Here is a 25008-nt window from a genome sequence, read left to right as displayed (position 1 = left end):
TCGTCCCTTACTGCTTCGAGGTGTCGCAAAGCGCCATTCCCGGGAGAGTTAGGGCCTCTTTCTGACCCGCGTGGTGCTTGAAGCAGGGGTTACATTCACGCGCCCTCGGGCGCACCATTGGAACCAACACCTGCTACGGAAGCGAGGTGAGTCCCATGGGCTCGAGCGAGAACGAGGCGGTCGTCGGTCGCCTCATCGACTGCATCAACGCACGCGACACGGCGGTCATGGATGAACTGTTCCACGACGACGCCGTCATGGAATGGCCGCAGTCCGGAGAGCGGGTGCGGGGCGCCGACAATCGGCGCGCCATCTACAGCGCCTTCCCGCAGTTGCCGACGATCACCCCGCGGCGCATCGTCAGCTCGGGGGACCTGGTCGTCGCCGAGGCGCACCTCGACTACGACGGCCCCACCTACGAGACCGTCTTCATCTTCGAGTTCCGGGGCGGGAAGATCGAGCGGGAGACCGCCTACTGGAGCGAGTCGTTCGTCGCGCCAGACTGGCGCGCCGACTGGGTCGAGCAGCTGGACCAGCAACTCAGCTAGCCGTCGGCGCGGTCAGCGGAGGGCCGCAAGCGCCATCCGCTCCAGCTCCGCCCGCACCGCACCGGGTTCCAGCGATTGCCCGCTGTGCGGCGTCGAGTTGAGTAGCCCGAACACTGCGTGGGCTCGCGCCCTCAGCACCGCAGTGTCGACATCGGGGTGGAGCCGCTCGAGCACACCCACCCACAGTTCGACGTAGCGGCGCTGCAGCGTTCGCACCAGGTGCCGGTCTTCGTCGCCAAGACTGTCCAGATCGCGATCCTGCACGCGGATGACATCCGGATTCCCCAGGGCGAAGTCGGCGTGGAAGCGCACGAGATCGGTCAGCGCGTCGGATGCCCCGGATGCCGCGGCCACGACCCTCGCGCCTCCGTCGTGCAGTCCGCGGCTCACGTCCACGAGCACCGCGGCGAGCACGGCCTGCTTGCCCGCGAAGTGCTTGTACACCGCCGGACCGCTCACACCCACGGCGGCACCGAGGTCCTCGATGGAGACCCCGTTGAAGCCGCGCTCGGCGAACAGCCGCGCCGCCGCGTCGAGCAGGGCCGCGCGACGGCTCGCCTTCGCGCGACTGCGCTCGGTGGTCAGGCCATCGGACATCAGATGCTTCCCGCTGTAGACATCGGTAGGGGTGTTCACTAACCTTAGACCCAGTTAGCGATCATTAACCGAATGAGTCGACGGAGACGCATGGAAGTCCTGACCAGCTCGCTCGACACCGCAGGCGACGCGTTTCGCTCCAACGAGGCCGGCCAGCGGGAACTCGTCGACGAGCTCCGCGAGCGCCTGCGCGTCACCGCCCTCGGCGGCCCGGAGCGCTCCCGCGAGCGCCACGTCGCGCGCGGCAAGCTGCTCCCGCGCGACCGCGTCGACGCTCTGCTGGATGATGGCAGCCCGTTCCTCGAGATCGCGCCACTCGCCGCCGAGGGGATGTACGACGGCGATAGTCCGAGCGCCGGCCTGATCGCCGGCATCGGCCTCGTGCACGGCCGCCACGTCATGGTCGTCGCCAACGACGCGACCGTGAAGGGCGGCACCTACTACCCGATGACGGTCAAGAAGCACCTCCGCGCGCAGGAGATCGCGTTCGAGAACCGTCTGCCGTGCGTCTACTTGGTCGACTCCGGGGGCGCGTTCCTGCCGATGCAGGATGAGGTGTTCCCTGACCGCGACCACTTCGGCCGCATCTTCTACAACCAGGCCAGGCTGTCGGCGGCGAAGATCCCCCAGCTCGCGGCCGTGCTGGGCTCTAGCACCGCCGGTGGTGCCTACGTGCCGGCGATGAGCGACGAGACGGTCATCGTGCGCAACCAGGGCACCATCTTCCTCGGCGGCCCACCCCTCGTGAAGGCCGCGATCGGGGAGATCGTCACCGCCGAGGAGCTCGGCGGCGGCGAGCTGCACTCCGGCACGTCCGGCGTGACCGACCACCTGGCGGAGAACGACGAGCACGCGCTGCAGATCATCCGGGACATCGTCGCGACCCTGCCCCGGCCCGCCGCGCCGGCATGGGACGTAATCGAGAGCCGCGAACCGGCCGTCGACCCCGGGGAACTGTACGGTGCCGTGCCGGTAGACGTGCAGGGCAGCTATGACGTGCACGAGGTCATCGCACGGCTCGTCGACGCCTCCGAGTTCCACGAGTTCAAACGTGAATACGGCAAGACCCTGGTGACCGGGTTCGCCCGGTTGCACGGGCATCCGGTCGGCATCATCGCCAACAACGGCGTGCTGTTCAGCGAATCGGCGCAGAAGGGCGCCCACTTCATCGAGCTGTGCGACCAGCGCGGCATCCCGCTGGTGTTCCTGCAGAACATCTCCGGCTTCATGGTGGGCCGTGACTACGAGGCCGGCGGCATCGCGAAGCACGGCGCGAAGATGGTCACCGCGGTCGCCACCACCCGCGTCCCCAAGTTCACTGTCGTCATCGGCGGATCGTTCGGCGCCGGCAACTACTCGATGTGCGGCAGGGCGTACGGCCCGCGTTTCCTCTGGATGTGGCCGGCGAGCCGCATCTCGGTCATGGGCGGCGCCCAGGCGTCCTCCGTGCTCTCCACCATCCGCCGGGAACAGCTCGAGGCGCGCGGCGAGGAGTGGCCCGAGGCGGACGAGGCCGCGTTCAAAACGCCGATCACTGAGCAGTACGAGCACCAGGGCAACCCGTACTACTCGACCGCCCGGCTGTGGGATGACGGCATCATCGACCCGGCCGAGACCCGCACCCAGCTCGGGCTCGCCCTCGACGTCGCCTCGCGCACCCCGCTGCCCGATTCCGCCTTCGGCCTGTTCAGGATGTGACCGGTGCAATTCGACAAGCTCAGTAACAGCATCTTCGACACCGTGTTGGTCGCCAATCGCGGTGAGATCGCCTGCCGTGTCATCCGCACCCTGCGCGAACTCGGCATCCGATCGGTCGCCGTCTACAGCGACGCCGATTCCGACGCCAAGCACGTCGCGGACGCCGACGTCGCGGTCCGCATCGGCGAGGCCGCCCCGGCTGCCAGCTACCTGAACGTCGGCGCGATCATCGCGGCAGCGATCCAGTCGGGCGCGCAGGCGATCCACCCCGGCTACGGGTTCCTGTCCGAGAACGCCGAATTCGCGCGCGCGTGCGAGGCAGCCGACATCGTCTTCATCGGCCCGACCGAGCGCTCGCTCGAGCTGATGGGCGACAAGATCCGCTCCAAGGACCACGTCTCGGCCGCAGGCGTGCCGGTGCTCGAGGGTGTGTCGTCCCGTGGCCTCAGCGACGAGCAGCTGGCAGCGGAGGCCGACCGGGTCGGCTACCCGCTGCTCATCAAGCCGTCGGCCGGCGGCGGCGGCAAGGGGATGCAGCCGGTCTACTCCGCCGAGGCGCTGCCGGATGCGCTGGCGACGGCCCGCCGCGTTGCGTCCGCAGCCTTCGGCGACGACACCATGCTGCTCGAACGGCTCATCACCAGCCCCCGGCACATCGAAGTGCAGCTGCTCGCGGACAGCCACGGCAACGTGATCCATTTGGGCGAGCGCGAGTGCTCGCTGCAGCGGCGCCATCAGAAGGTCATCGAGGAGGCGCCGTCGCCGCTGCTGGATGCCGCGACACGCGAGCGCATCGGCGAGGCGGCGAAGACCGTGGCGCGCAGCGTCGACTATCGCGGCGCGGGCACTGTCGAGTTCCTGGTGTCCGCAGAGGCGCCGGACCAGTTCTTCTTCATGGAGATGAACACGCGCCTCCAGGTCGAGCATCCGGTAACCGAGCTGGTCACCGGGGTCGACCTGGTCGCGTGGCAGCTGCGGGTCGCGGCGGGGGAGCGGCTGACTCTCGCACAGTCCGACATTCACCTCACCGGGCACGCCATCGAGGCTCGCCTCTACGCGGAGGATCCGCAGCGCGGCTTCCTGCCCAGCACCGGGCACATCCTGTCCCTGCGCGAGCCGGACGGCACGGGCATCCGGGTCGACGGCTCGTTGCGTGAGGGACTGACCATCGGCGTTGACTACGACCCGATGCTGGCCAAGGTCATCGCACACGGCGTCGACCGCTCGGAGGCGATCGCGCGCCTCGATGCCGCGCTCGCCGCCACGACGGTGCTGGGCGTTCGCACCAACATCGAGTACCTGCGCGAGCTGCTCGCGGACCCGGATGTCATCGCCGGGACCATGGACACCACCCTGATCGAGCGGCGACTGCCGGAGCTGGTGTTCCGGGGCGCCGACGCCGAGCTGCTCACTGCCGCCGCGCTCTTTCTGCACGCCGAGCGCACGAATGCCGATGCGCTTGACCCGTGGACCTCCAGACCTGGCTGGCGGATGGCGGAGGCAGCGCGGCCGAGCCGGTACCGGTTCTCGACCTCACAGAGCGACCGGGTCGACGTGCTGGTCGCCGGGACCGCCGAGGCGGCAGCCGTCACGATCGACGGGCGCGAGCACGCGGCCCGATTGGTGGGCGACGGTGGCGATCACCGGCTGACTCTCGACGGCGTTACCCGCCCGCTGGCGATCGCGCGCTCCGGTGACCAGGTGTGGATCGGATGCGACGGCGTGAGCCTGCCGCTGCGGCACCTGGACCGGTCGGCGCAGACCGCGGAAATGCTGGCCGCGATCGAGCGGGTCGCGCATCCGGTCAGCCCAGAAGTGCGCTCGCCGATGCCGGGCACGGTCGTCGCGGTGGCGGCCGAAACCGGTGACCGGGTGACGGAAGGCCAGACCCTGGTCACCGTCGAGGCGATGAAAATGGAGCACAAGCTCGCCGCCCCGGCCGCGGGCGAGGTGGAGATCACCGTGAGCGTCGGCGACTTGGTCCGGCTGGATCAGGTGGTTGCGCGCGTCAGAAGCGAAGAGGAAGCGATGGAAGCGGCCCAGCCGCATCCCGAACGAGAGGTCACGCCATGAGCTGGAACCTGACGGAAGAGGAGCAGTCGCTCTACGACACGGTGTGCGAGTTCGCCGACGAGGTGATCGCACCCATCTCCTACGAGGCCGACCGCGAGCATCGGCTGCCGATGGACGTGGTCGCGCAGATGGGGCAACTCGGGCTGTTCGGGCTGCCGTTCCCGGAGGAGTACGGCGGACAGGGCGGCGACGTGATGTCGCTCGGACTCGCTATCGAGGCCATCGCGCGCGTCAACCAGTCGCTGGCCATCACACTCGAGGCTGCCGTCGGGCTTGGGTCCTTCCCGATCTTCCGCTTCGGCACCGAGGAGCAGAAGCGGGAACTGCTGCCCGACCTCACGGCGGGCACCGCACTCGCCGGGTTCGGCCTGACCGAGGCCGAGGCGGGCAGCGACGCCGGCGCGACGCGCACCACCGCCCGGCTGGACGACGGCGAATGGGTGATCAACGGCAGCAAGCAGTTCATCACCAACTCCGGCACGCCGATCACCAGGTTCGTGACCGTGACGGCGGTGACAGGCGAGCGCGAGGACCCGGACGGCAGGATGCGCAAGGAACTGTCGACCATCATCGTCCCGAACGGGACACCCGGCTTCACGGTGGAGCCTGCCTACGACAAGGTCGGCTGGAACTCGTCGGACACGCATCCGCTGACCTTCGACGACGCCAGGGTCCCAGAGGCCAACCTGCTCGGCGAGCGCGGACGCGGCTACGCCAACTTCCTGCACACCCTCGACGACGGACGAGTCGCGATCGCCGCGCTCGCCACCGGCGCGGCACAGGGCTGCCTCGACGAGGCGGTTGCCTACGCCAAGAATCGCAACGCGTTCGGGAAGCCGATCGGCTCATTCCAGTCGATCTCGTTCATGATCGCGCAGATGCAGGCGCGCGTGCACACCGCCCGGCTCGCCTGGCACGACGCCGCGCGCCGCAGCGCTGCGGGCCTCGACTACAAGCGTGAGGCGGCGATCGCGAAGCTGGTCTCAAGCGACGCGGCGATGAGCAATGCGCGCGACGCGACCCAGATCTTCGGCGGTGCGGGCTTCATGAATGAGAGCCTTGTTGCACGGCACTACCGTGACTCGAAGATCCTCGAGATCGGCGAGGGCACCAACGAGGTGCAGCTCATGGTGATCGCCAGGTCGCTCGGTTTCAATCAGTAGGAGGCGCGGATGCCCGAGGAACGCGAAATCGTGCAGCAGCGCGGACTCTATTTCGAGGAGTTCGACGAGTCTGTTCTCTACCGGCACCGGCCGGGCCGTACGGTCACCGAGGCCGACAATGTGCTGTTCACGACCCTCACTATGAACACCCAGTCGCTGCACCTGGATGCCGCGTTCTCCGCGTCCCAGCCGTTCGGGCAGCGCCTGGTCAACTCGATGTTCACACTGGCCACCCTGGTCGGCAGTTCGGTGGCGCAGCTGACCGAGGGCACCATCGTCGCAAACCTCGGCTTCGAGAAGGTCGCCTTTCCTCATCCGGTCTTCCACGGCGACACCCTGTACAGCGAGACGATCGTCACCGGCAAGCGGCTCTCCGAGTCCCGGACGGGGCAGGGGATCGTCACGCTCGAGCACACCGCCCGCAACCAGGACGGCGTCGTCGTCGCGACGGCCGTGCGGTCGACGTTGGTGTGGTGCAAAGAGGCGCGGCAATGAGCTTCCGGATGGGCCCGGCCCTGTTGTTCTGCCCCGCCGACCGCACCGACCGGTTCGACAAGGCCGCCGAGCGGGCGGATGCGGTCATCCTCGACCTCGAGGACGCCGTCGACGCCGCGCACAAGGACGCCGCGCGGGCCGCGCTCATCGAGCATCTGCTCGATCCGGCGCGCACGATCGTGCGGGTGAACGCCTACGACTCACCGGAGCGCGCTGCCGACCTGGAGGCGCTGCGGCAGACCGAGTACCGCACGGTGATGGTCGCCAAGGCGACCGCGCCCCGTGACTTCGAGGGGCTGGACGGGTTCGAGCTGGTGGCGCTGTGCGAGACCGCAGGTGGAGTCGTTGGGGCGCCCGCGATCGCGGCGCACCCGTCGGTGGTCGCGCTCATGTGGGGTGCGGAGGACCTGATGGCCTCCCTTGGCGGGACCTCGAGCCGGTTGCCGGATGGCCGCTACCGGCAGGTGGCCCGGCACGCGCGCTCCGCGGTGCTGCTCGCGGCGGGCGCCTACGGCAAGGCCGCGATCGACGCCATCCATGTCGACATCGACGACTTCGACGGACTGCGGGCCGAGGCGTCGGATGCCGCGGCAAGCGGCTTCGCGGCGACCGCGTGCATCCACCCCGGTCAGGTCGCCACCATCCGCGACGCCTACCGGCCCTCGGATGCGGACCTGGAATTCGCGCGCGCGGTGCTCGCGGCGGCGACCGACGAGTCAGGCGTGTTCGCCTTCCGCGGTCGCATGGTGGACGAGCCGGTGCTCCGGCACGCTGCCGAACTGGTGCGGCGCGCGGGCGACTAACACCCCCGGTTGGGGGTAGGACAGGCGCGGGCCGGGTTCGTACTCTGGTCTGATGGGAAATGGCGCCGAGGCGGTCAGCAGCGTGCTGTCTTGGTTCACCTGGATCGTCGACCCCATCTTCTGGCTCGCGGTCGCGGTCATCGTCGCTGCAGCTGTCGCCGTTCGCGTCGTGCTGAGCATCCGGTTCGCGCGTCGCTGGAGCGGCCCGCAGTACCAGCGTCACTCCGAGCCGCCAGTCGAGAGCGTCCCCATCCCGGTGCGCCGCCGCCCCTGAGGCCGGCCGCCGCACCCCACAGCCTCCCGAACTTCCATTGAGTCGGGAGGTGTTGCCGTTTTGGCAGGCTCATAACGGCTACTGCCCCCGACTCGATGATTGACTAGTTGGCTATTTTGCTAGATAGCTAGTTATAATGCTTGGATGGCAGATCTTCCCGTGGCAGCGCTGAAGGCCGAGCTGTTCAAGGCGCTCGCGCATCCGGTCCGCGTACGGGCCCTCGAGCAGCTCGTGCAGGGGGAGCGCTCCGTGGGCGACCTCGCCGACAGCATCGACGCCGAGTTGACGCAGCTCTCCCAGCAGCTGGCGGTGCTGCGCAGGGCAGGTGTGGTCGTCACCCGCCGCGACGGCAACACCATCTACTACTCGGTGCGCGACCCGCGCATGGCAGAGCTGCTGGCCGTCGCCAGGCAGCTGCTCCTCAGCAATCTGCAGGACACGACAGAACTCCTCGCAACGCTCGAGCGTGAGCACGCCGCCAGCGAAGCTGCAACGGGCACGGAGGTGCGATGAGACGACGGATGTCGGCAAGCGGCCGCTTCCTGCTCGGACTGCTCCCCGGTAAGGGCGACGTCGCGGCGATGCGCCGGTCGCCGGGGCGGGACCTCCTGGCCGGACTGACCGTCGCCATCGTTGCGCTGCCGCTCGCACTCGCCTTCGGCGTCGCATCCGGGCTCGGCGCGGAAGCCGGGCTGATCACCGCGATTGTCGCGGGTGCGATCGCCGCGGTGTTCGGTGGCAGCAACCTGCAGGTGTCAGGACCCACAGGGGCGATGACGGTCGTGCTGATCCCGGTGGTGCACCAGTTCGGCGCGAGCGGCGTGCTGCAGGTCGGCGTGATGGCCGGCGTCATCCTGCTCGGCCTCGCGGTGTCCGGGGTCGGCCGCTACGTGCGGTACCTCCCTGCGTCCCTCGTCGAGGGCTTCACGGCGGGCATCGCCGTGGTCATCGCGCTGCAGCAGCTGCCGAACATCCTCGGTGTTGAGGCCGGCGACCAGGAGCAGGTGTGGGCCATCGCCTTCGACGCGATCGTGCGCTGGGCGGCGGCTCCGGATCTCGTGCCGGTGGTCATCGCGCTGGCCGTGGCCGCGGTCATCCTGATCGGCGCCCGCTTCAAGCCGGCTGTTCCGTTCTCGCTCGTCGCCGTTGTCATCGCCACGGCCGTCGCCTTCTTCGCAGGCTTCGGCATCGACACCGTCGGTACCCTGCCCGCCGGCCTGCCCGCGCCATCCGTCGGCTTCTTCGACCCGAGCACGCTGACCGCGCTGCTGCCATCGGCGCTCGCCGTCGCAGCCCTGGCCGCGCTGGAGAGCCTGCTCTGCGCGACCGTTGCGGACGCCATGAGCGTCGGGCAGAAGCACAACCCCGACCGTGAGCTGTTCGGCCAGGGACTGGCGAACCTGGCCGCCCCGCTGTTCGGTGGCGTTCCGGCGACCGCGGCGATCGCCCGCACCGCCGTCAACGTGCGCGCGGGAGCGCAGTCGCGCCTCGCGTCGTTCTCGCACGCGGTCATCCTGCTGCTGTTCACGCTCGTCGCCGCGCCGCTGGTCGGGGTGATCCCGCTGGCCGCCCTCGGCGGCGTGCTGCTCGCGACTACCGTGCAGATGATCCAGGTCGGCTCGATCAAGGCCATCATGCGCTCGTCGCGTGGGGATGCCCTCGTGCTGGTGCTCACGTTCGTGGTCACCGTGGCGATCGATTTGGTCACGGCCGTCGTCGTGGGCCTCGCGCTGGCCGGCTTCGTCGCGTTGCGTGCGGTCGCGAAGGCGTCCAGGGTCGAGCGGGTGCCTCTCGACCATGCCGACCATTCCGCCGAGGAGCGCAGCCTGCTCGACGACCGCATCGTCGCCTTCCGCCTCGACGGCGCCCTGTTCTTCGGCGCAGCCCACCGCTTCCTGCTCGAACTCAGCGAGGTCGCGGATGTCGCCGTGGTCATCCTCCGCATGAGCCGGCTGACCACCATCGATGCGACCGGCGCGCTGATGCTCGACGACGCGATAGCCAAGCTCGAGCGCCGCGGCATCGTCGTGCTGCTGTCGGGCATCCGACCCGGTCACAAGAAGGTGCTCGCCGCGCTGACCTCCGCGCGACGGCTGAAGGACGCCGGTCGCGTCTTCGAGGCGACCCCGAATGCGATCGCCTCCGCGCGCGAACTGGTGGGCGCTACGCCGGGGTCTCCGACAACGTAGTCAACTGCGCGCGAGCCAGGATCACCGTCCGCAGGGTGAAGCCGAGGACCGCCGGGGTGCAGCGCGCCGGCAGGTCGAGCCGTTCGACGCCCAGCGCGGACAGCGTGAAGACGTAGCGGTGTTCGCCATGGCCGGCCGGCGGTGCGGCGCCTTCGAACCGCTCCTCGCGTGACTCGTTGGGCAGCGTGATCGCGCCGGCGGGCAGCAGCCCGGCGGCCGGGTTCCCGGCATCCTGAGGCAGCGCGCTCGCGTCGCCCGGGATGTTGTAGACCGCCCAGTGCCAGTAGCCGCTGCCGGTCGGCGCATCCGGGTCGTACACGGTGAGCGCGAAGCTCTTGGTGCCGCGTGGCTGCCCGGACCAGTGCAGGGTCGGGGAGCGGTCCTCGCCGCCCATCCCGGATGCCCGTGCCCACCTGGGCAGAATGTCGCCGTCGCGCACTTCCGGGCTGGTCAGCGAGAACGCCGGCACCTCCGGCAAACGCCAGTTCGGGTCATTGACCACGGTGAATCGCCCCCCGCTCCATTGCATTCGGTCGGTTGTGCCGATGATAGCCGTACCGGTGCGAGTCCTTCTCGCGCACGAATCGCGCCATTCGTGCCACGGAAGTGGCCTGGGCGTGCTCTACCCTCTGTGCAACACACCTCCACCGGCCGAGAGATCCCATGAACCCGACAAGCCAACTGGGCACGCGCGCGCACCAGCGCCGACTCGGGTCCACTCCGCTCCGGGTGAGTTCGCTGGCGATCGGCGGGAACGTCTTCGGGTGGACGGTGGGCGACGAGGCGACCGTCGACATCCTCGACCGTTACGTCGAGCTCGGCGGCACCTTCATCGATACCGCGGACAGTTACGCGGGCGGACGAAGCGAGATCCTGATCGGGAACTGGATGCGCGACCGGCGGAACCGGGCGGATGTCGTGCTGGCCACCAAGATCGGCAAGAGTGCCGACTTCCCTGGCCTAACGCCGGGTGCGCTGACCGCGGCGATCGATGCCAGCCTGACCCGCCTGGGCACCGACTACCTCGACTTGCTCTACCTCCACATCGACGACCCGGACGTGCCGTTCGAGGAGACCCTGGTCGCGCTCGACGAAGTCGTGCGGGCGGGGAAGGTGCGTTATTTGGGTGCCTCGGACCACTCGGGCAATCGGCTGATCGAGGCACGGATCATTGCCGCGCAGCTCGGCCTTGGGCCGCTCGTCGCGGTGCAAAGCCGTTACAACCTGATGCACCGTGCGGTGTTCGAGGGTTCGATGGCGTCGGTCGCCGCGTCGCAGGGCTTGGCTGTAATGCCGCGCTTCGCGTTGGATGGCGGGTTCCTCACGGGCAGGTACCGATCGCGCGCGAACCTGGCGAGCGTGCATGGCCGGTTCGACTCGCGCGTCGTCGACGCGCAGAGCCACCTCAACCGGAGGGGGCTGAGGGTGCTCGCCGCGCTGGATCGAGTCTCCGCCGAGCACGAGGTTGCGCCGGCGAGCATCGCGATCGCGTGGCTGCTCACCAAGTCGAACGTCGTCGCGCCGGTGGCCAGTGCGAGCAGCGCGGATCAGGTCGAGGACCTCATCGCGGGCACGCTGGTCCAGCTGACCCGCAACCAGGTCGCAGCGCTCGACGCGGCAACCGCCTGAGTGGGCCAGAGCTTCAGGCCCGGGCGGCGCGGATGCGATCGACGCTGCGCTGGAGCGCTCCGGCCGCTGCGGTGACGTCGCCTGCATAGCCACCGACCATCGCGCCGTCGCGGGCGAGCAGGAAGTCGTCAGCCCCCTCACCGGGGAGGGGATGCCCGACCTGCCGAAGCAGGTCGGCGATCGCGGCGGTGTACCAGTCGCGGTGCTCCATGATGATCACGCGCACCTCATGGTGGGGTTCGGGATATTCGGCAGCCGCGTTGAGGTAGAGGCAGCCGCGGAAGCCGGGCCGCTGCAGTTCGTCGATGATCCGCTGCACGAGCAGCTCGAGCGCCTGCGCCGCACCGTCCGACTCGACGATGAGCGCCTCGAGGGCCGCCTTGTCGCGTTCGTGTGCGCCACGGATGTAGGCGGCCACGAGCACCGCCTTGGCTCGGTAGTACTTGTAGAACGTGGCCTTTGTGGTCTCGGCCTCGGCGATCAGCCGATCGATGCCGACCTGGCGGATGCCCTCGTCGTAGAAGAGGCGTGTCGCCGTGTCCAGAATGCGCTGCTTGGCCCAAGGGGCACGCTGTGACGTTGGATCAGACTCGACAATCGTCACAGCGTGGCTCCCTCGGGCGTTTATCCCCACTCCGCTTCGGCAGCCAACCGGATCTTGGGGGAAGGATCCGGCGCTGGTACCGCGAAGTTCGCGGGCGTGCTGTGTCCGCCCGAAGGCAGGGGCAAGCGGACCTTCGGGTCGGCTCGCTTGCCCCAGAACGTTCCGCTCAGATGGGGGATGAGCGGACCGTTCGACGGTTGTCAGGCTAGCACAGAATTGAGGACAGACAAGTCTGTTTGTCCGCAGTTGTGTGGACTGTGTTTGTACCCCAATTCGAGGGTGCCCTTTCTGGGGCGCGTGAGGGGTGAACCGGTGGCATAGGCTCATGGGTGATATGAACCGTGCAGTGCAGCTTCCTCTGGATCTTTCAGAACTCTCGTTTCGCGCTACCGGTGACTGTCTCGTGCGGCGCAGCGTCCTCCCATCCGGCGTGCGCATCCTCTCCGAGCAGGTGCCCGGTGCGCGCAGCGCGACCATCGGCTACTGGGTCGCAGTGGGTTCGCGCGATGAGGCCGCAGAGGGGTACGGCTCCACCCACTTCCTCGAGCACCTGCTGTTCAAGGGGACGACCAGTCGCACCGCGCTGGACATCGCCGTCAGCTTCGACTCGGTCGGCGGCGAGAACAACGCGCTGACCGCCAAGGAGCACACCTGCTACTACGCGAAGGTGCGTGACCGTGACCTGCCGATGGCGGTCGAGGTGCTCTCCGACATGTTCACCAGCTCGCTGCTGGACACGCAGGAGTTCGAGAACGAGCGGGGCGTGATCCTCGAGGAGCTCGCGATGGCGGACGATGATCCGTCGGATGTCGCGAGCGAGCGGTTCTTCGAGGCCGTCTTCGGGTCGCACCCGCTCGGTCGCCCGATCGGCGGCAGCCCCGAGACCATCAAGGCGGTGACCCGGGACGCGGTCTGGAAGCACTACCGCGCCAACTACCGCCCGAACGACCTGGTCATCACCGTGGCCGGCGCGGTGGACCACGATCAGCTCGTCGAACACGTCGAGAAGTCGCTCCGGTCGGCTGGGTGGGAGCTTGATGTCCCGGCCAAGCCGGTTGAGCGCCGCGACGCCTCCCACACCGTGATCGACCGCGGCGCGGCGCTCACCGTCGTCGAGCGCCCGTTGGAGCAGGCGAACATGCTGCTCGGTGTCCCGAGCATCGCCGCAGCCGACGACCGCCGCAGTGTGATGGCGGTGCTGAACTCGGTCCTCGGCAGCGGGATGTCATCGCGACTGTTCCAGGAGATCCGCGAGAAGCGCGGACTCGCCTACTCGGTCTACTCGTACTCGCCCGCCTACTCGGACGCCGGCATCTTCGGCCTCTACGCGGGCTGCTCCCCGTCCAAGGCGCCACAGGTCGCCGAGTTGCTGCTCGGCGAATTCCGGCGGATGGCGGAGCACGGCATCACTGTCGCGGAGCGCGAACGCGCGATCGGCCAGCTCTCCGGCGCATCCGCCCTCGCGCTCGAGGACTCCGACACACGGATGTCGCGGCTCGGGCGCGCCGAACTGACCCTCGGCGAGTTCGTCGACTTGGATGAGGCGCTGCGGCGCCTCGACCTGGTGACGAGGGACGACGTCGCCGCCCTCGCGCAGGACCTGGTGTCCCGGCCACTCAGCCTCAGCGTCGTCGGCGCCGTCTCTGAGGGCGATTTCGCCGGCTTCACCGCGGAGCCCGCAGCGGTCGGCTGAGAAAAACAAACCCGAAAGGCCAGGACAACGATGTCCCACTACCTGTATCTGGTTCGCCACGGCGAGCAGAAGGATGCCGAGCACGGCATGCCGGATGGACCGCTGTCGACCCGCGGACAGAAGCAGGCCAAGGCCATCGGTGCGCGCCTTGCCGGGGTACCGCTCGGCGCTGTGTGGCACTCGCCGCTGCAGCGCGCCGAGGAGACGGCGAAGGTCATCGCCCAGACGCTTCCAGGTGTGACGCCCGAGCCCAGCGCACTGCTGTATGACTGCATCCCGTCCGGCCCGACGCCGGACATGCCTCACGCATTCGAACCATTCTTCGGCGGCGTGACACCGGAAGAGCTGGAGGCGGGCAAGGCGCAGATGGCCGACGCCGTCGCCGAGTGGCTGACCCCGTCCCGCGACGAGCGCCACGAGCTGCTCATCACGCACAACTTCGTCATCGCCTGGTTCGTGCGGGAGGTGTTCGGCGCGCCGGCTTGGCGCTGGATGGGGCTGAACCAGGCCAACTGCGGCCTGACGATCATCCGGGTGCGCACGGCGAAGCCGCCCGTTCTCGTCACCCACAACGACCTCGGCCACCTCCCGGCCGCGCTGCGAACCGGACTGCCGGAGGAACAGCCCTACTAGAGCGTCTTCGCGTACCAGTTGGTGGCGTTAGCGCTGAGGTGGCAGCGGCCCGACGGGTTCGTTGCTCTGGACAACGCCGTTTATGTCGCCAACGGTTTCGACGGTGTAGGGGTTCAAGTTCAGAGTGTCGCCAACGAACAACTCGTGGCTCCCTCGCCGCACAGCGTTCATCATGTACAGGTAGTGATGGTAAATGCAGAACCGCTCCGCGACGGAGATCATCGTGTCGCCCGCGGCGACGGTGTAACTCGCTGGCTTCCCGGCCTCGTCGGTCTTGACATCACCTGTTGCATAGGGGCGCGGTCCCGTATCCCGCAGTTCGAGGATGCTGTAGCCCCCCAGTTGGTCTGGCTCCTCGATCGTCAGGGAGCGCACGGGAGCGAGTCCAGCGCACGGGTCGGGCGCGCTTGCCGGTGTAGGCGAAGGTGACGGCTCACCCATTGGCGCAGGGGCGCTTGTCGGGACCGGGCGTTGCTCGCTGGGGGTCGGAGAGGGCGCAGTCTCCGCATGGCCGGGTGAGCACGCGGCAAGAACGATAACCAGCAGCAAAACCGCCGCCGACCCGAATCCCTGCGTCAGTCGTCGCATGCCGAAACCGTACTTGTTTCGGCGACACTCAGTCCAGAACCTTCCCCATCCACACGGTGGCGTTCGGGTTGTCGTTGTAGGCCGGGATGTCCCGGTACCCGCTCGAGCGGTACAGCTGAGCGGCCGCCTCCAGACTCGCGTTGGTGTCGAGCACCACCTCGGCGGCACCGAACTCGGCCGCCCGGCGTTCCAGCTCCGTCATCATCGCTCGGCCCACCCCGCCGCCGCGGGCAGCGGGGCGCACGTATAGGTGCTTGAGCTCGTAGCGCATGCCGCCGGCCTCGCCTGCGTCGATGCGACGGATGCCGCCGCATCCGACGGCTGCTCCGTCCCGCCTGGCGACCAGGAAGACGCCAGCCGGGGGAGTGAAGTGCTCCTGAGTCGGGAACGTCGTTCGATACCCCTGCGGCCCCGGGAAGTCGCGCGCGCGATCCGCGAAGTACTCGCTGAGCAGCGCGTGTGCCTCTGTGTCGGCAACGGGTGTCGGTTCGAACGTCAGCACGACGAAAGCCTAATGACGCGCTGCGGTAGATTTGCCTAATGCGAACCAAGGTGGCTGTGGCCGGTGCGTCCGGCCGGATGGGCCGCTACATCTCGGACGTGATCGCCGCCGCATCCGACTTCGAGTTGTTTGCCCGCCTCAATTCGAAGACACCGCTCAACGAGATGCTCGGCGCGGACATCGTCGTGGACGTGACGCTGCCGACTGTCAGCCCCAAGGTGGTCGAGTTCGCCGTCGAGAACGGCATCCGTGCGATCGTCGGCACGTCCGGGTGGTCCGGGGAGCGGATCACCGCACTCGAGACCCGGGTGGCTGAGGCGCCGGATGCCGGTGTGCTGATGGTCCCGAACTTCTCGCTCGGATCGGTGCTGGCGTCGCAATTCGCGGCAACCGCAGCCCGGTTCTTCGAATCCATCGAGATCGTCGAGGCACACCACGCCAACAAGATCGACTCGCCCTCCGGCACCGCGGTTCGCACCGCCGAGTTGATCGCCGAGGCGCGGCAGTTCCTTCCCACGGTCGCACCGCACGCCGACCAGCGCGCTCGGGGGCAGCTCGTCGCCGGTATCCCGGTGCATAGTCTTCGCGTGCGCGGCATCACGGCGCGGCAGGACGTGATCTTCGCCGGAGAGGGCGAACTGCTCACGATCAGCCACGAGACCCTGAGCCAGGACTCCTACGAAGCAGGAATCCTCCTCGCGCTGCGCGCCATGCGCACACTCCGTGGGGTGACCGTCGGCCTCGACTCGCTGATCGAGCCGGCGCCGACCGCACCATGACCGCACGCATCGGCGCGATCGTGATGGCCGCGCTGCTCGCGCTGTACCTCCTGCTGGTCGTGCAGTCGTCGTTCAGGCTGATCGCGGTCGACGAACCCGTCGCGAAGGTGATGGGCGTCGCGCTCCTCGTGCTGCCGCTCATCGGGTTCTGGGCGCTGGGTGCCGAGCTGCTCTTCGGCTGGCGCAGTGGGCGGCTGGAGCGGGAGCTGGCGGCGGAGGGCGGCCTTCCCGACGACAACCTGGAACGCTATCCGAGCGGGCGGGTCATCGATCGCGCGGCTGCGGATGTCGTCTTCGAGCGGTACCGGGCAGAGGCCGACGCCGCACCGGACAGTTGGCGGGCTTGGTTCCGCCTCGGCCTCGCCTACGACAGTGCGGGGGACCGGCGCCGCGCGCGGCACGCGATCAGGCGTGCGATTGCGCTCGAGCGCGAGAGCGGAACGTGAACGCGGCGTCGATCGCCTGCTCCGCCGTCTCGTGTTCCCAGGTGAAGCCGTCCGCAGTGAGCTTCCGCGGCACCACGTCCTGACTCGCGAACGCCAGTGCGGCGGCATCCGGTAGCGGGGTCCGAATCACCCACTCCGGCACCGTGACCCGCATCCGCTTGCCCATCCGCTTCGCCAGATGATCGCTGATCCGGCCGGAGGTCGCCGTTGTCGGGCCGACCAGGTTGACCGGCCCGCGTAGTCGTGAGGTGAGCAGGTGGCGGATGCCGCGCACCTCGTCGCTCAGGCTGATCCACGGCCAGAGGTCGCCGCCCGTGCCGAGTCGGATGCCGGCGCCGATTCTGGTGACGCGGGCAAGATTCTTCAGCGCGCCGCCGCGCCCGAGCACGATGCCGCTGCGGGTGTGCACGACCCGGGTGACCTCGCGTGCTGGATTCGCCGCCTCCTCCCACTGCTCGACCAGTTCGGTGACGAAGCCCTTCCCCCGCTGGGAGTCCTCGGTGAGCCGCTCGCCCGGGCGGTCACCGTAGTAGCCGACGGTGGAGGCGGAAAGGAACACCGCCGGTGGGTCGCTGGAGCGGCTGATCGCCTCGGCGATGGTCCGCGCCGGTCCGACCCGCGAGTCGACCAGCTCTCGCTTGTAGGAGGGGGTCCACGGCAGCCGATACAGCGACGCCCCGCTCAGGTTCACGACCGCGTCGACGGTGTCGAGCAGCCGCTCGTCGAGGATGCCCTGCGCCGGGTCCCAGCGGACCTCGTCGTCGCTGGTCGCGCTGCGGCGGACGAGCCGCACGACGTCATGGCCATCGGCGCGCAGCCCTCGCACCAGTTCGGTGCCGAGGAAGCCGGATGCGCCGCTCACCGCTACCCGCAGCGGCCGGTCGGCCGGCTGCTCGTTAGCGGATGCGGCGTCGGTCATCAGGCCAGGCTCGCCTCGATCGTGATGTCGATGCCGGTGAGCGCCTTGGAGACCGGGCAGCCGTCCTTGGCGTCGTCTGCGATGCGCTCGAAGTCCTCTTCGCTGATGCCCGGCACCTTGGCGCTGACCAGGAGGTGGCTGCCGGTGATGTGGGCCCCGCCGGTGGTGTCGAACGTGATCGCCGCGGTGACCTGCAGCGAGTCCGGGGGTGTGCCGTTCTGAGCGAGCAGGTTGGAGAAGGCCATCGAGAAGCACGCGGAGTGGGCGGCGGCGAGCAGCTCTTCGGGGTTGGTGTGTCCACCCTCGCCGTCGGTGCGCGCCTTCCAGTTCACTTCGAACTCGGCGGCCTCCGATGAGTCGAGGCTTGTGGTGCCCTTGCCCGACATCAGGTCGCCGTGCCACATCGTCGTTGCTTCGCTGGTCAGAGCCATTCTGGCCACCTCTCTCTCAGGTGCCTCCCACCATAGGTCACGCCGTCACACAGCGGCAGAGGGTTGCGGGCAATCCCCAGCCATGCGCATCCGGATGCTTCGCGGCGTCGGTTGCGGCGTGGCCGGGCGGAGCGTCGGGAGGCGTTCGCTATCGTGAAGGCCGTGCCTGAGACTCTCGAATTCCGTTCCGACATGACCGTTGAACTCGTCCGCGCGAGTGCTCACGACTCCGACGTGCTGTTCGCGGCGCGCGTGTCGACACAGGGGGAGCAGACCCTCGAGTCGAGCAGGCTCGATGGGGTGGAGACGGAGCAGGACGAGAAGCGCAGCCGCGGGCTGATCAACTACCTGATGCGTGACCGCCACGGCTCTCCGTTCGAGCACAACTCGATGACCTTCTACGTGCAGGCGCCGATCTTCGTGTTCCGCGAGTTCATGCGGCACCGCATCGCCTCCTACAACGAGGAGTCCGGCCGCTACCGGGAGCTGCGCCCGGTGTTCTACGTTCCCGCAGCCGAGCGCAACCTGGTGCAGACCGGCAAGCCCGGCGCGTACGAGTTCCACCCTGGTACCGCCGAGCAGACCGCGCTCGTACAGCAGCAGACGATGGATGTCTCGCGGCACGCCTACGAGGCGTACCAGCGGATGCTCGAGGCCGGGGTCGCGCGCGAGGTCGCACGCATCGTGCTGCCGGTCACGACCTACTCGTCGATGTACGTGACCATGAACGCGCGGTCGCTGATGAACTTCCTCAGCCTTCGGACCAAGCGCGAGGGCACCCACTTCCCATCCTTCCCGCAGCGCGAGATCGAGATGTGCGCGGAGCAGATGGAGGAGCACTTCGCCCAGCTGATGCCGCTGACCTACGAGGCCTTCAACACGAACGGTCGCGTCGCGCCCTAGCCCTGCCCTGCTGTACCCGCCCGCCACGGGCGCACATCCGTTGCCAGCAGCGAGTAGATCAGCACGTCTTGGTTGCGACCGTCGTTGTAGAAGGCACCGCGGGCGGTGCCTTCTAGAGCGAAGCCGCACTTCTCGGCGATGCGGCGTGAGGCTCCGTTCTCGGGCACGATGACGAGTTGGATCCGGTACGTCTTGGTGGTCGCGAACAGGTGGTCGACTGTGAGCTGAACGGCCTCGGTGACGAGGCCGCGTCCCGCGAACCGGTCGTCGTAGAGCTGGTAGGAGAGCTCGAAGGCATCCCAGTAGCCGGCCGGGAGGAAGAACTCGATGTGTCCAGCCACCTCCCCATCACCAGTGATGATGAGGAGCATGCCCTCGTCTTTGTCCCAGAACCCGGTTTGGGAGAACTTCTCCCGGAACTTCGGCTCGGACAGGACGCCAAGCGGGAAGAAAGCGCCCCGGTTCCGGATGTCGACGTGAGCGGCGTAGAGCGCGTCGAGGTCTGATGCCCGCACCGGGCGGAGGGTGATCGAGTTGCCGTGCAGCATGGCGGCCTCCGAAGGCTCAGACTGCTCCCGCACCCGCCCGCCCGTCAAGCCCGCCCTCGCCCTCCTACCCTGTTGTGCAGGACATCCCTTGTTATGCAGGACTTTCGACCCGGTACACCTCCGGATGCCGATGACTGGCACCGAAACCAGAATTGTGTCCTGCACAACGGGGGCATCCCGGCTCGCGGATGCCTCGGTGGGCCCCTCCTCCAGACCAGCACCGCCGCCAACCTTTCCCGAAGTGCCCGACTCCATTGGAGCGGGAGAAACCGAAACGGCACTCTCGTCGGATGGGACGGATTGACAAGGACATTCGGATGCTCGGCGGTGTGGCGAAGAAGGCGGAGTTGCTCCGGCTTGGTTTCACCGCAGACCACGTTCTGGCCGCGGTGAAAAGCGGTGACATCCGCCGAGCGCGCAAGGGCTGGTACACCGTTCCGGATGTGGGAGAGTCGGTCTTCCGCGCGGTTCAGGTTGGAGGCCGACTCGCGTGCGTCAGCGCCGCGCGTCGCCATGGGTTGTGGGTGCCTTCCTCGGATTTTAAAGCTGCACGTCGATATTCCCGGCACCGGTTCCCGCCTTCGCGCGCAGACGGATCACCGGCAGCGGCTGGCGTCGCATCCGGACGATTCGATAGCCATCCACTGGCGCAAGGATTCCGAGCGCCCCGGTGACCGTCTGGCCGTCGCGATCCCTGACTGCATCGACCAGGTCTACAGGTGCCAGGGAGCGGTGGCAGGATTCGTCTTCTTCGAGTCGGCGCTGAATCAGCACCGACTCAACGCTGCGGAGCAGCATCGCTTCTCGCCATGCTTCCAAAGCCGGCGCGGCCGCTGGCGGAGCAGGCTTCCACGATGTCGCAGAATATCACTCCGATCCGTACGCAGACCGGCGCCGGGATGCCGTGTTGAGCGCGCTGGGCTACCGAGTCCTGCGGTTCATGTACTCGCAGGTTCTCTACGAGTGGCGCTCCGTCGAGGCCGCGATCCTCGCTGCGATGTCGCGCGGTGACCACCTGGCGGCGTGACTCGCGGCGGGCCTTCCGCGTCCGATAATTCACTCCCGCCGCCGCCGATCACCTCCATGTTGTACAGGACTTCCCACCCGAAACCGCCCCGGATGCCCGTGCCGAGCGGCCGAATCACCAGAATCTCCTGCACAACAAGGAATCTCCTGCACAACAGGGAGGGGGAAGCGGCACATGCTCGCGGGAAAGCCCATCCACGCGTGGCGATACCCTTGTACCCGTGGCTCATCTCAATAATCCGTTCGGTCAAGTTCTTGTCGCGCTGGTGACACCGTTCACCGCCGACGGAGAGGTCGACTGGCCGGGTGTCGAGAAGCACATCGACGACGTCATCTCGGGCGGTGCCGACGGCATCGTCGTGACCGGCACCACCGGTGAGACAAGCACCCTCACCGACCCGGAGAAGCTCCGCCTGGTCGAGGTCGGCAAGTCGGTCGCCTCCGGCCGCGCCAAGATCATCACCGGCGGCGGATCCAACGAGACCGCCCACGCGATCGAGCTCTACAAGAAGAGCGAGAAGGCCGGCGCCGACGGCGTGATGATCGTCACCCCGTACTACAACAAGCCGACCCAGGCAGGCATCCTCACCCACTTCCGGCTGATCGCCGACGCCACCGACCTGCCGGTCATCCTGTACGACATCCCGGGCCGCACCGGCGTGCCGATCAAGTACGAGACCATCCTGCGCGCGGCGGTGCACCCGAACATCCTCGCCGTCAAGGACGCAAAGGGTGACTTCGCCGAGGTCAGCCGGGTGCTCAACCAGACCGACCTGATGTACTTCTCAGGGGACGACGCGAACGTGCTGCCGCACCTGGCGATCGGCGCCACCGGGCTCATCGGCGTCACCGCGAACGTCGCTCCTGCCCCCTACCGCGCGATCGTCGACGCGGTGAACGCGGGCGACCTGGCGACGGCGACGGATGCGCACAAGCGGCTCGAGCCGCTTGTGCGAGCGGTCATGACCCATGTCCCGGGCACGGTGGCGGCAAAGTACGTCCTGCATGGCTTGGGGCGGATCGGCTCGCCGCGGGTGCGGCTGCCGCTGGTCGGCCCCGAGGACTTCGAGGCAGCCCTCATCGAAGACGACATCGCACTCGTCGGCCAGCTCGACGGTGCAGGCTTCGACAACTTCCGACCGGACCGAAACGCCGCCGCGGGTGGCGCCTTACCGAAGATTGCAGGAACCACACGATGAACTCAGCGATCTACGAACCGCGCACACTCGAACCCGGCACCCTTCGGGTCATCCCCGTCGGCGGACTGGGGGAGATCGGCCGCAACATGACCGTCTTCGAGATCGACGGCAAGCTGCTCATCGTCGACTGCGGCGTGCTGTTCCCTGAAGAGGAGCAGCCCGGTGTGGACCTGATCCTCCCCGACTTCTCCCCGGTGCGGGACCGACTCGACGACGTCCTCGGCATCGTGCTCACCCACGGCCACGAGGATCACATCGGCGCGGTGCCCTACCTGCTCCGACTGCGCGGCGACATCCCGCTGATCGGCTCAACGCTGACCCTCGCGCTCGTCGAGGCGAAGCTCAAGGAACACCGGATCAACCCGTACACCCTCACCGTCACCGAGGGCCAGCACGAGAAGCTCGGGCCGTTCGACCTCGAGTTCATCGCCGTCAACCACTCGATCCCGGATGCGCTGGCAGTCGCGATCACGACCCGCGCCGGGGTCGTGCTGCACACCGGCGACTTCAAGATGGACCAGCTGCCGCTCGACGGCCGCATCACCGACCTGCGCGCCTTCGCCCGCCTCGGCGAGACCGGCGTCGACCTGTACCTGCCTGACTCCACCAACGCGGACGTCCCCGGCTTCACCGCGCCCGAGCGCGCCATCGGTGACGTGCTCGAGTCGGTCATGGCGCGCGCATCCCGTCGCGTGATCGTCGCGAGCTTCGCCAGCCACGTGCACCGCGTGCAGCAGGTGCTCGACGCAGCGCACCGCAACGGTCGCCGAGTCGCCTTCATGGGTCGCTCGATGGTGCGGAACATGACCATCGCCGCCGACCTCGGCTACCTCAAGGTGCCGGAGGGCGTGCTCATCGACGCGAAGAAGGCGGCCGACCTTCCCGACAACCGCATCGTCTACATGAGCACCGGGTCGCAGGGCGAGCCGATGGCGGTGCTCGCGCGCATGGCGAACCTCGAGCACCAGATCGAGATCGGCAAGGGCGACCTGGTCATCCTCGCGTCGAGCCTTATCCCCGGCAACGAGAACGCGGTCTACCGCGTCATCGACGGGCTCATCCGGCTCGGTGCGGATGTCGTGCATAAGGGCAACGCCAAGGTGCACGTCTCCGGGCACGCGAGCGCGGGGGAGCTGCTGTACACCTACAACATCCTCAAGCCGAAGAACGTGCTGCCGGTGCACGGGGAGTACCGCCACCTGGTCGCCAATAAGAGCCTCGCGGTCTCCACCGGGGTGCCGGAGGCGAACACCTTCGTCGGCGGCGACGGCATGGTGCTGGACCTCAAGGACGGGCACGTCGAAGTGGTCGGCCAGCTCGACCTCGGCTACGTCTACGTCGACGGCTCAACGGTCGGCGAGATCACCGAGGCCGACCTGAAGGACCGCCGCATCCTCGCCGAGGAGGGCTTCATCTCGATCTTCGTCGCGATCGACCCGCAGACCGGCGGCGTCATCGTCGGGCCGGAGATCCAGGCCCGCGGCTTCGCCGAGGACGAGTCGGTGTTCGACGACGTCAAGCCGAAGATCGTGAAGGCGATCGCGGATGCGGCCGAGAACGGCACCCGCGACCAGCACTCCTACCAGCAGGTGGTTCGCCGCACCGTCGGGCGCTGGGTGAACACGCAGCACCGGCGCCGGCCGATGATCGTCCCCGTGGTGATCGAGGCCTAGAAACGCCAAGGGGCACCGACGAACTTCGTCGGTGCCCCTTTCGTTTCGCTGGTGTCAGCGCTCTGCCTGGAAGTCGGCTGCGGCCTGTGCCGCGGTCGCCGCGAATCCGCTCTGCGTCACGACCGTCGCGCCACCGTCCACGGACAGAGTCACGCCGGTGACGAACGACGACGAGTCGCTTGCCAGGAACACCGCTGCTTCCGCGATGTCCTCTGGGCGGCCGACACGACCGATCGGCTGGGCGGTCGCGAGACGCTCACTCAGCAGCGCCTCGAACTCGTCTGCCTTCTCCGGAGCGATCCCGAAGGAGCGGGCCATGATCGGGGTCATGATGATCCCAGGAGCGATCGCGTTGGAGCGGATGCCGAGCGGGGCGAGCTCTGCCGTCGCCTGACGCACAAGCCCGACCACCGCGTGCTTGGCGATGGTGTAGCCGGCGGACGACCAGCCGCCCTGGATGCCGGCGGCGCTGGCGGTCGAGATGATCGATCCGCCGGTGCCCTGCTTCTGGAACTGGCGAGCGGCGTGCTTGTGACCGGATGCGACCGACCGCGTCAACAGTGCGAGGGTCTTGTCGAAGCCGTCAGCGCTCAGGTCGACCATCGCAGACGGGTCACCCGCAGCGCCGGCGTTGTTGAACATGACGTCGAGCTTGCCGAACTTGTCGACGGCAGTTGCGACAAGCGCCTCGACCGCCGCATCATCGGTCACGTCGGTGTGGACGTACACGACGTTGCCGTCATGCTTCTTCTCGAGCGCAGCGCCGAGGTCGTCCTGGATGTCACCGACCACCACCTTCGCGCCTTCCGCGACGAAGAGTTCGACACTCGCCAGGCCGATCCCGCTGGTTCCGCCGGTGATGACGGCGACCTTATCGGTGAGCTTGTTCATGGTGTTGTTTCCTTTCCATTGTTGGTCTGTAGTGGGTTGCCCACGGCGGCCGCGAGAGCGTCGGAGAATGCCCCCAGCGGGTCGCTCCCGTCCTGCGCCATGGCTTCCAATGCTGTGAAGATCGCCGCGACGAAGAGCGAGGCCGCTGCGCGAACTTGAACGCTGTCCTCGGGGATGCCAAGCCGATCGGCGATCGCCGGTCGGAGCGTCGCGCGCCCGTCGTGAACCGCGTGCAATAGCCCGGCGCGCATCCCGTCGTCTCTTAGCAGCAGCGGGAACAGGCGCCGGGTCCGCTCGTCCCTCTCGCCGCCGAACGCATCCCGGAATGCCGTCACCAGGGACTCCTGCAGCGGTCGGTCCGTCGTCTCCCGGATGCTCGCTGCCATCACCCTGCTTCCCTCATCCAGCAACGGGCGGATGGTGTCCCGCTTGCGCGGGAAGTGTCGGTAGAAGGTGCGCTCGCCGACGCCGATGCATGCGGCGACCTCGGCGGCGGTCAGTTCGGTGCTCTGGCGATCGATGTACAACTGCGCACAGCGTTCGGATGCGCGGAGCGCGACCCCCGCCTTGCGTTGAGTTGCCATGACTCAAGTTTAGCAAAAATGGCAGAAACTGCCACTCTTGCGGAATGGGCAGCGGTTCCCAGACGAACGACACGACCCGATCGTTGGGCTGACGTTGCCCTCGCCGCCCGGTAGGGTGTG

The 25008-nt window shown here is 68.0% G+C and carries 29 protein-coding genes; 18 read left to right on the top strand and 11 right to left on the bottom strand.

The genetic code is table 11. From position 1 onward, the window contains the following. Window positions 1-155: 155 nt before the first annotated feature. Window positions 156-548 carry a nuclear transport factor 2 family protein gene (locus IRG63_RS11870; RefSeq protein WP_168627678.1) on the top strand — a complete coding sequence of 131 codons (393 nt, stop codon included), beginning with the start codon at window positions 156-158 and terminating at the stop codon, window positions 546-548. A 12-nt stretch (window positions 549-560) separates the two neighbouring features. Here IRG63_RS11870 and IRG63_RS11865 read toward each other — a convergent pair whose 3' ends face one another. Beyond that, on the bottom strand, window positions 561-1145 hold the full coding sequence (locus IRG63_RS11865; protein WP_193510237.1) for a TetR/AcrR family transcriptional regulator: 585 nt from the start codon (window positions 1143-1145) through the stop codon (window positions 561-563). Between the two features lie 90 nt (window positions 1146-1235). Here IRG63_RS11865 and IRG63_RS11860 point away from each other — a divergent pair, with 90 nt between their 5' ends. From IRG63_RS11860 to IRG63_RS11825, 8 genes are all read left to right on the top strand, one after another. Continuing rightward, a complete protein-coding gene (locus IRG63_RS11860) occupies window positions 1236-2843 on the top strand; it encodes a carboxyl transferase domain-containing protein (protein WP_193510236.1) in 1608 nt (535 codons plus the stop codon). Window positions 2844-2846: 3 nt separating this feature from the next. Further along, complete coding sequence (locus IRG63_RS11855) at window positions 2847-4916, top strand: biotin carboxylase N-terminal domain-containing protein (protein WP_370566248.1); 2070 nt, start codon at window positions 2847-2849, stop codon at window positions 4914-4916. Further along, window positions 4913-6079 carry an acyl-CoA dehydrogenase family protein gene (locus IRG63_RS11850; RefSeq protein WP_193510235.1) on the top strand — a complete coding sequence of 389 codons (1167 nt, stop codon included), beginning with the start codon at window positions 4913-4915 and terminating at the stop codon, window positions 6077-6079. The genes IRG63_RS11855 and IRG63_RS11850 overlap by 4 nt, the downstream gene beginning before the upstream one ends. A gap of 9 nt (window positions 6080-6088) precedes the next feature. After that, window positions 6089-6574 (top strand): MaoC family dehydratase, encoded by a 486-nt coding sequence (locus tag IRG63_RS11845; RefSeq protein WP_193510234.1) that lies wholly within the window; start codon window positions 6089-6091, stop codon window positions 6572-6574. Beyond that, window positions 6571-7377, top strand: a complete 807-nt coding sequence (locus tag IRG63_RS11840) for a CoA ester lyase (protein ID WP_193510233.1) — start codon at window positions 6571-6573, stop codon at window positions 7375-7377. The genes IRG63_RS11845 and IRG63_RS11840 overlap by 4 nt, the downstream gene beginning before the upstream one ends. Before the next feature lie 52 nt (window positions 7378-7429). Then, the gene (locus tag IRG63_RS11835; RefSeq protein WP_168627673.1) at window positions 7430-7651 is read left to right on the top strand and encodes a hypothetical protein; all 222 of its coding nucleotides are present in this window, start codon (window positions 7430-7432) and stop codon (window positions 7649-7651) included. 144 nt (window positions 7652-7795) lie between these two features. Beyond that, complete coding sequence (locus IRG63_RS11830; protein WP_193510232.1) at window positions 7796-8164, top strand: helix-turn-helix transcriptional regulator; 369 nt, start codon at window positions 7796-7798, stop codon at window positions 8162-8164. Between the two features lie 8 nt (window positions 8165-8172). Then, window positions 8173-9840: a SulP family inorganic anion transporter gene (locus tag IRG63_RS11825; protein WP_227412059.1), complete on the top strand. Its 1668-nt coding sequence runs from the start codon at window positions 8173-8175 to the stop codon at window positions 9838-9840. Here the strand turns inward: IRG63_RS11825 and IRG63_RS11820 are convergent. Then, window positions 9815-10342, bottom strand: coding sequence for a YbhB/YbcL family Raf kinase inhibitor-like protein (locus IRG63_RS11820; RefSeq protein WP_370566247.1), 528 nt, complete (start codon window positions 10340-10342; stop codon window positions 9815-9817). The two genes, IRG63_RS11825 and IRG63_RS11820, sit on opposite strands and share 26 nt — an antisense overlap. A 161-nt stretch (window positions 10343-10503) precedes the next feature. Here IRG63_RS11820 and IRG63_RS11815 point away from each other — a divergent pair, with 161 nt between their 5' ends. Continuing rightward, entirely contained in the window at window positions 10504-11469 is a 966-nt protein-coding gene (locus IRG63_RS11815; protein ID WP_193510229.1) for an aldo/keto reductase, read from the top strand. A 13-nt stretch (window positions 11470-11482) separates the two neighbouring features. Here the strand turns inward: IRG63_RS11815 and IRG63_RS13850 are convergent, their stop codons facing one another. Further along, entirely contained in the window at window positions 11483-12073 is a 591-nt protein-coding gene (locus tag IRG63_RS13850) for a helix-turn-helix domain-containing protein (RefSeq protein WP_349236204.1), read from the bottom strand. A 334-nt stretch (window positions 12074-12407) separates the two neighbouring features. Here IRG63_RS13850 and IRG63_RS11805 point away from each other — a divergent pair, with 334 nt between their 5' ends. Then, window positions 12408-13766 carry a pitrilysin family protein gene (locus IRG63_RS11805; RefSeq protein ID WP_168627667.1) on the top strand — a complete coding sequence of 453 codons (1359 nt, stop codon included), beginning with the start codon at window positions 12408-12410 and terminating at the stop codon, window positions 13764-13766. Between the two features lie 30 nt (window positions 13767-13796). Further along, the gene (locus tag IRG63_RS11800) at window positions 13797-14399 is read left to right on the top strand and encodes a histidine phosphatase family protein (protein WP_168627666.1); all 603 of its coding nucleotides are present in this window, start codon (window positions 13797-13799) and stop codon (window positions 14397-14399) included. 27 nt (window positions 14400-14426) lie between these two features. Here the strand turns inward: IRG63_RS11800 and IRG63_RS11795 are convergent, their stop codons facing one another. Both IRG63_RS11795 and IRG63_RS11790 read right to left on the bottom strand, forming a co-directional pair. After that, the gene (locus tag IRG63_RS11795) at window positions 14427-14774 is read right to left on the bottom strand and encodes a LysM domain-containing protein (RefSeq protein WP_193510227.1); all 348 of its coding nucleotides are present in this window, start codon (window positions 14772-14774) and stop codon (window positions 14427-14429) included. Window positions 14775-15015: 241 nt separating this feature from the next. Beyond that, a complete protein-coding gene (locus IRG63_RS11790) occupies window positions 15016-15489 on the bottom strand; it encodes a GNAT family N-acetyltransferase (RefSeq protein WP_168627664.1) in 474 nt (157 codons plus the stop codon). A 38-nt stretch (window positions 15490-15527) separates the two neighbouring features. Between IRG63_RS11790 and dapB the strand changes: the two genes are divergently transcribed. Together dapB and IRG63_RS11780 are read left to right on the top strand one after the other, a co-directional pair. Beyond that, the gene (gene dapB / locus IRG63_RS11785; protein WP_193510226.1) at window positions 15528-16268 is read left to right on the top strand and encodes a 4-hydroxy-tetrahydrodipicolinate reductase; all 741 of its coding nucleotides are present in this window, start codon (window positions 15528-15530) and stop codon (window positions 16266-16268) included. Next, window positions 16265-16714: a hypothetical protein gene (locus IRG63_RS11780; protein WP_168627662.1), complete on the top strand. Its 450-nt coding sequence runs from the start codon at window positions 16265-16267 to the stop codon at window positions 16712-16714. Before dapB ends, IRG63_RS11780 begins: the two co-directional genes overlap by 4 nt. Here the strand turns inward: IRG63_RS11780 and IRG63_RS11775 are convergent. Continuing rightward, complete coding sequence (locus tag IRG63_RS11775) at window positions 16674-17633, bottom strand: TIGR01777 family oxidoreductase (RefSeq protein ID WP_168627661.1); 960 nt, start codon at window positions 17631-17633, stop codon at window positions 16674-16676. The genes IRG63_RS11780 and IRG63_RS11775 overlap by 41 nt on opposite strands. Next, on the bottom strand, window positions 17633-18064 hold the full coding sequence (locus IRG63_RS11770) for an OsmC family peroxiredoxin (RefSeq protein ID WP_168627660.1): 432 nt from the start codon (window positions 18062-18064) through the stop codon (window positions 17633-17635). The genes IRG63_RS11775 and IRG63_RS11770 overlap by 1 nt, the downstream gene beginning before the upstream one ends. 192 nt (window positions 18065-18256) lie before the next feature. Here IRG63_RS11770 and thyX point away from each other — a divergent pair, with 192 nt between their 5' ends. After that, window positions 18257-18967, top strand: coding sequence for an FAD-dependent thymidylate synthase (thyX, locus tag IRG63_RS11765; RefSeq protein WP_227412129.1), 711 nt, complete (start codon window positions 18257-18259; stop codon window positions 18965-18967). Here the strand turns inward: thyX and IRG63_RS11760 are convergent. Continuing rightward, entirely contained in the window at window positions 18964-19515 is a 552-nt protein-coding gene (locus IRG63_RS11760; protein ID WP_168627658.1) for a GNAT family N-acetyltransferase, read from the bottom strand. The two genes, thyX and IRG63_RS11760, sit on opposite strands and share 4 nt — an antisense overlap. Window positions 19516-20055: 540 nt before the next feature. Continuing rightward, a complete protein-coding gene (locus tag IRG63_RS11755; protein WP_193510224.1) occupies window positions 20056-20313 on the bottom strand; it encodes a hypothetical protein in 258 nt (85 codons plus the stop codon). Here IRG63_RS11755 and IRG63_RS13845 point away from each other — a divergent pair. From IRG63_RS13845 to IRG63_RS11740, 3 genes are all read left to right on the top strand, one after another. Next, window positions 20282-20542, top strand: a complete 261-nt coding sequence (locus IRG63_RS13845; protein WP_370566255.1) for a DUF559 domain-containing protein — start codon at window positions 20282-20284, stop codon at window positions 20540-20542. The two genes, IRG63_RS11755 and IRG63_RS13845, sit on opposite strands and share 32 nt — an antisense overlap. A gap of 220 nt (window positions 20543-20762) precedes the next feature. Then, window positions 20763-21740 carry a 4-hydroxy-tetrahydrodipicolinate synthase gene (gene dapA, locus IRG63_RS11745; RefSeq protein WP_168627655.1) on the top strand — a complete coding sequence of 326 codons (978 nt, stop codon included), beginning with the start codon at window positions 20763-20765 and terminating at the stop codon, window positions 21738-21740. Next, on the top strand, window positions 21737-23413 hold the full coding sequence (locus tag IRG63_RS11740; protein WP_168627654.1) for a ribonuclease J: 1677 nt from the start codon (window positions 21737-21739) through the stop codon (window positions 23411-23413). The genes dapA and IRG63_RS11740 overlap by 4 nt, the downstream gene beginning before the upstream one ends. 54 nt (window positions 23414-23467) lie before the next feature. On the opposite strand, the gene IRG63_RS11735 is transcribed toward IRG63_RS11740, so the two are convergent. Together IRG63_RS11735 and IRG63_RS11730 are read right to left on the bottom strand one after the other, a co-directional pair. After that, on the bottom strand, window positions 23468-24304 hold the full coding sequence (locus IRG63_RS11735) for an SDR family NAD(P)-dependent oxidoreductase (protein WP_168627653.1): 837 nt from the start codon (window positions 24302-24304) through the stop codon (window positions 23468-23470). Continuing rightward, the gene (locus tag IRG63_RS11730; protein WP_193510223.1) at window positions 24301-24888 is read right to left on the bottom strand and encodes a TetR/AcrR family transcriptional regulator; all 588 of its coding nucleotides are present in this window, start codon (window positions 24886-24888) and stop codon (window positions 24301-24303) included. The genes IRG63_RS11735 and IRG63_RS11730 overlap by 4 nt, the downstream gene beginning before the upstream one ends. Window positions 24889-25008 lie beyond the last annotated feature (120 nt).

It is taken from the genome of Cryobacterium sp. BB736 (assembly GCF_014980265.1).
Classification (GTDB): Bacteria; Actinomycetota; Actinomycetes; order Actinomycetales; family Microbacteriaceae; genus Terrimesophilobacter.
Note: the sequence above shows the minus strand (reverse complement) of the source record. Positions and strands in the feature narration are given on the sequence as shown.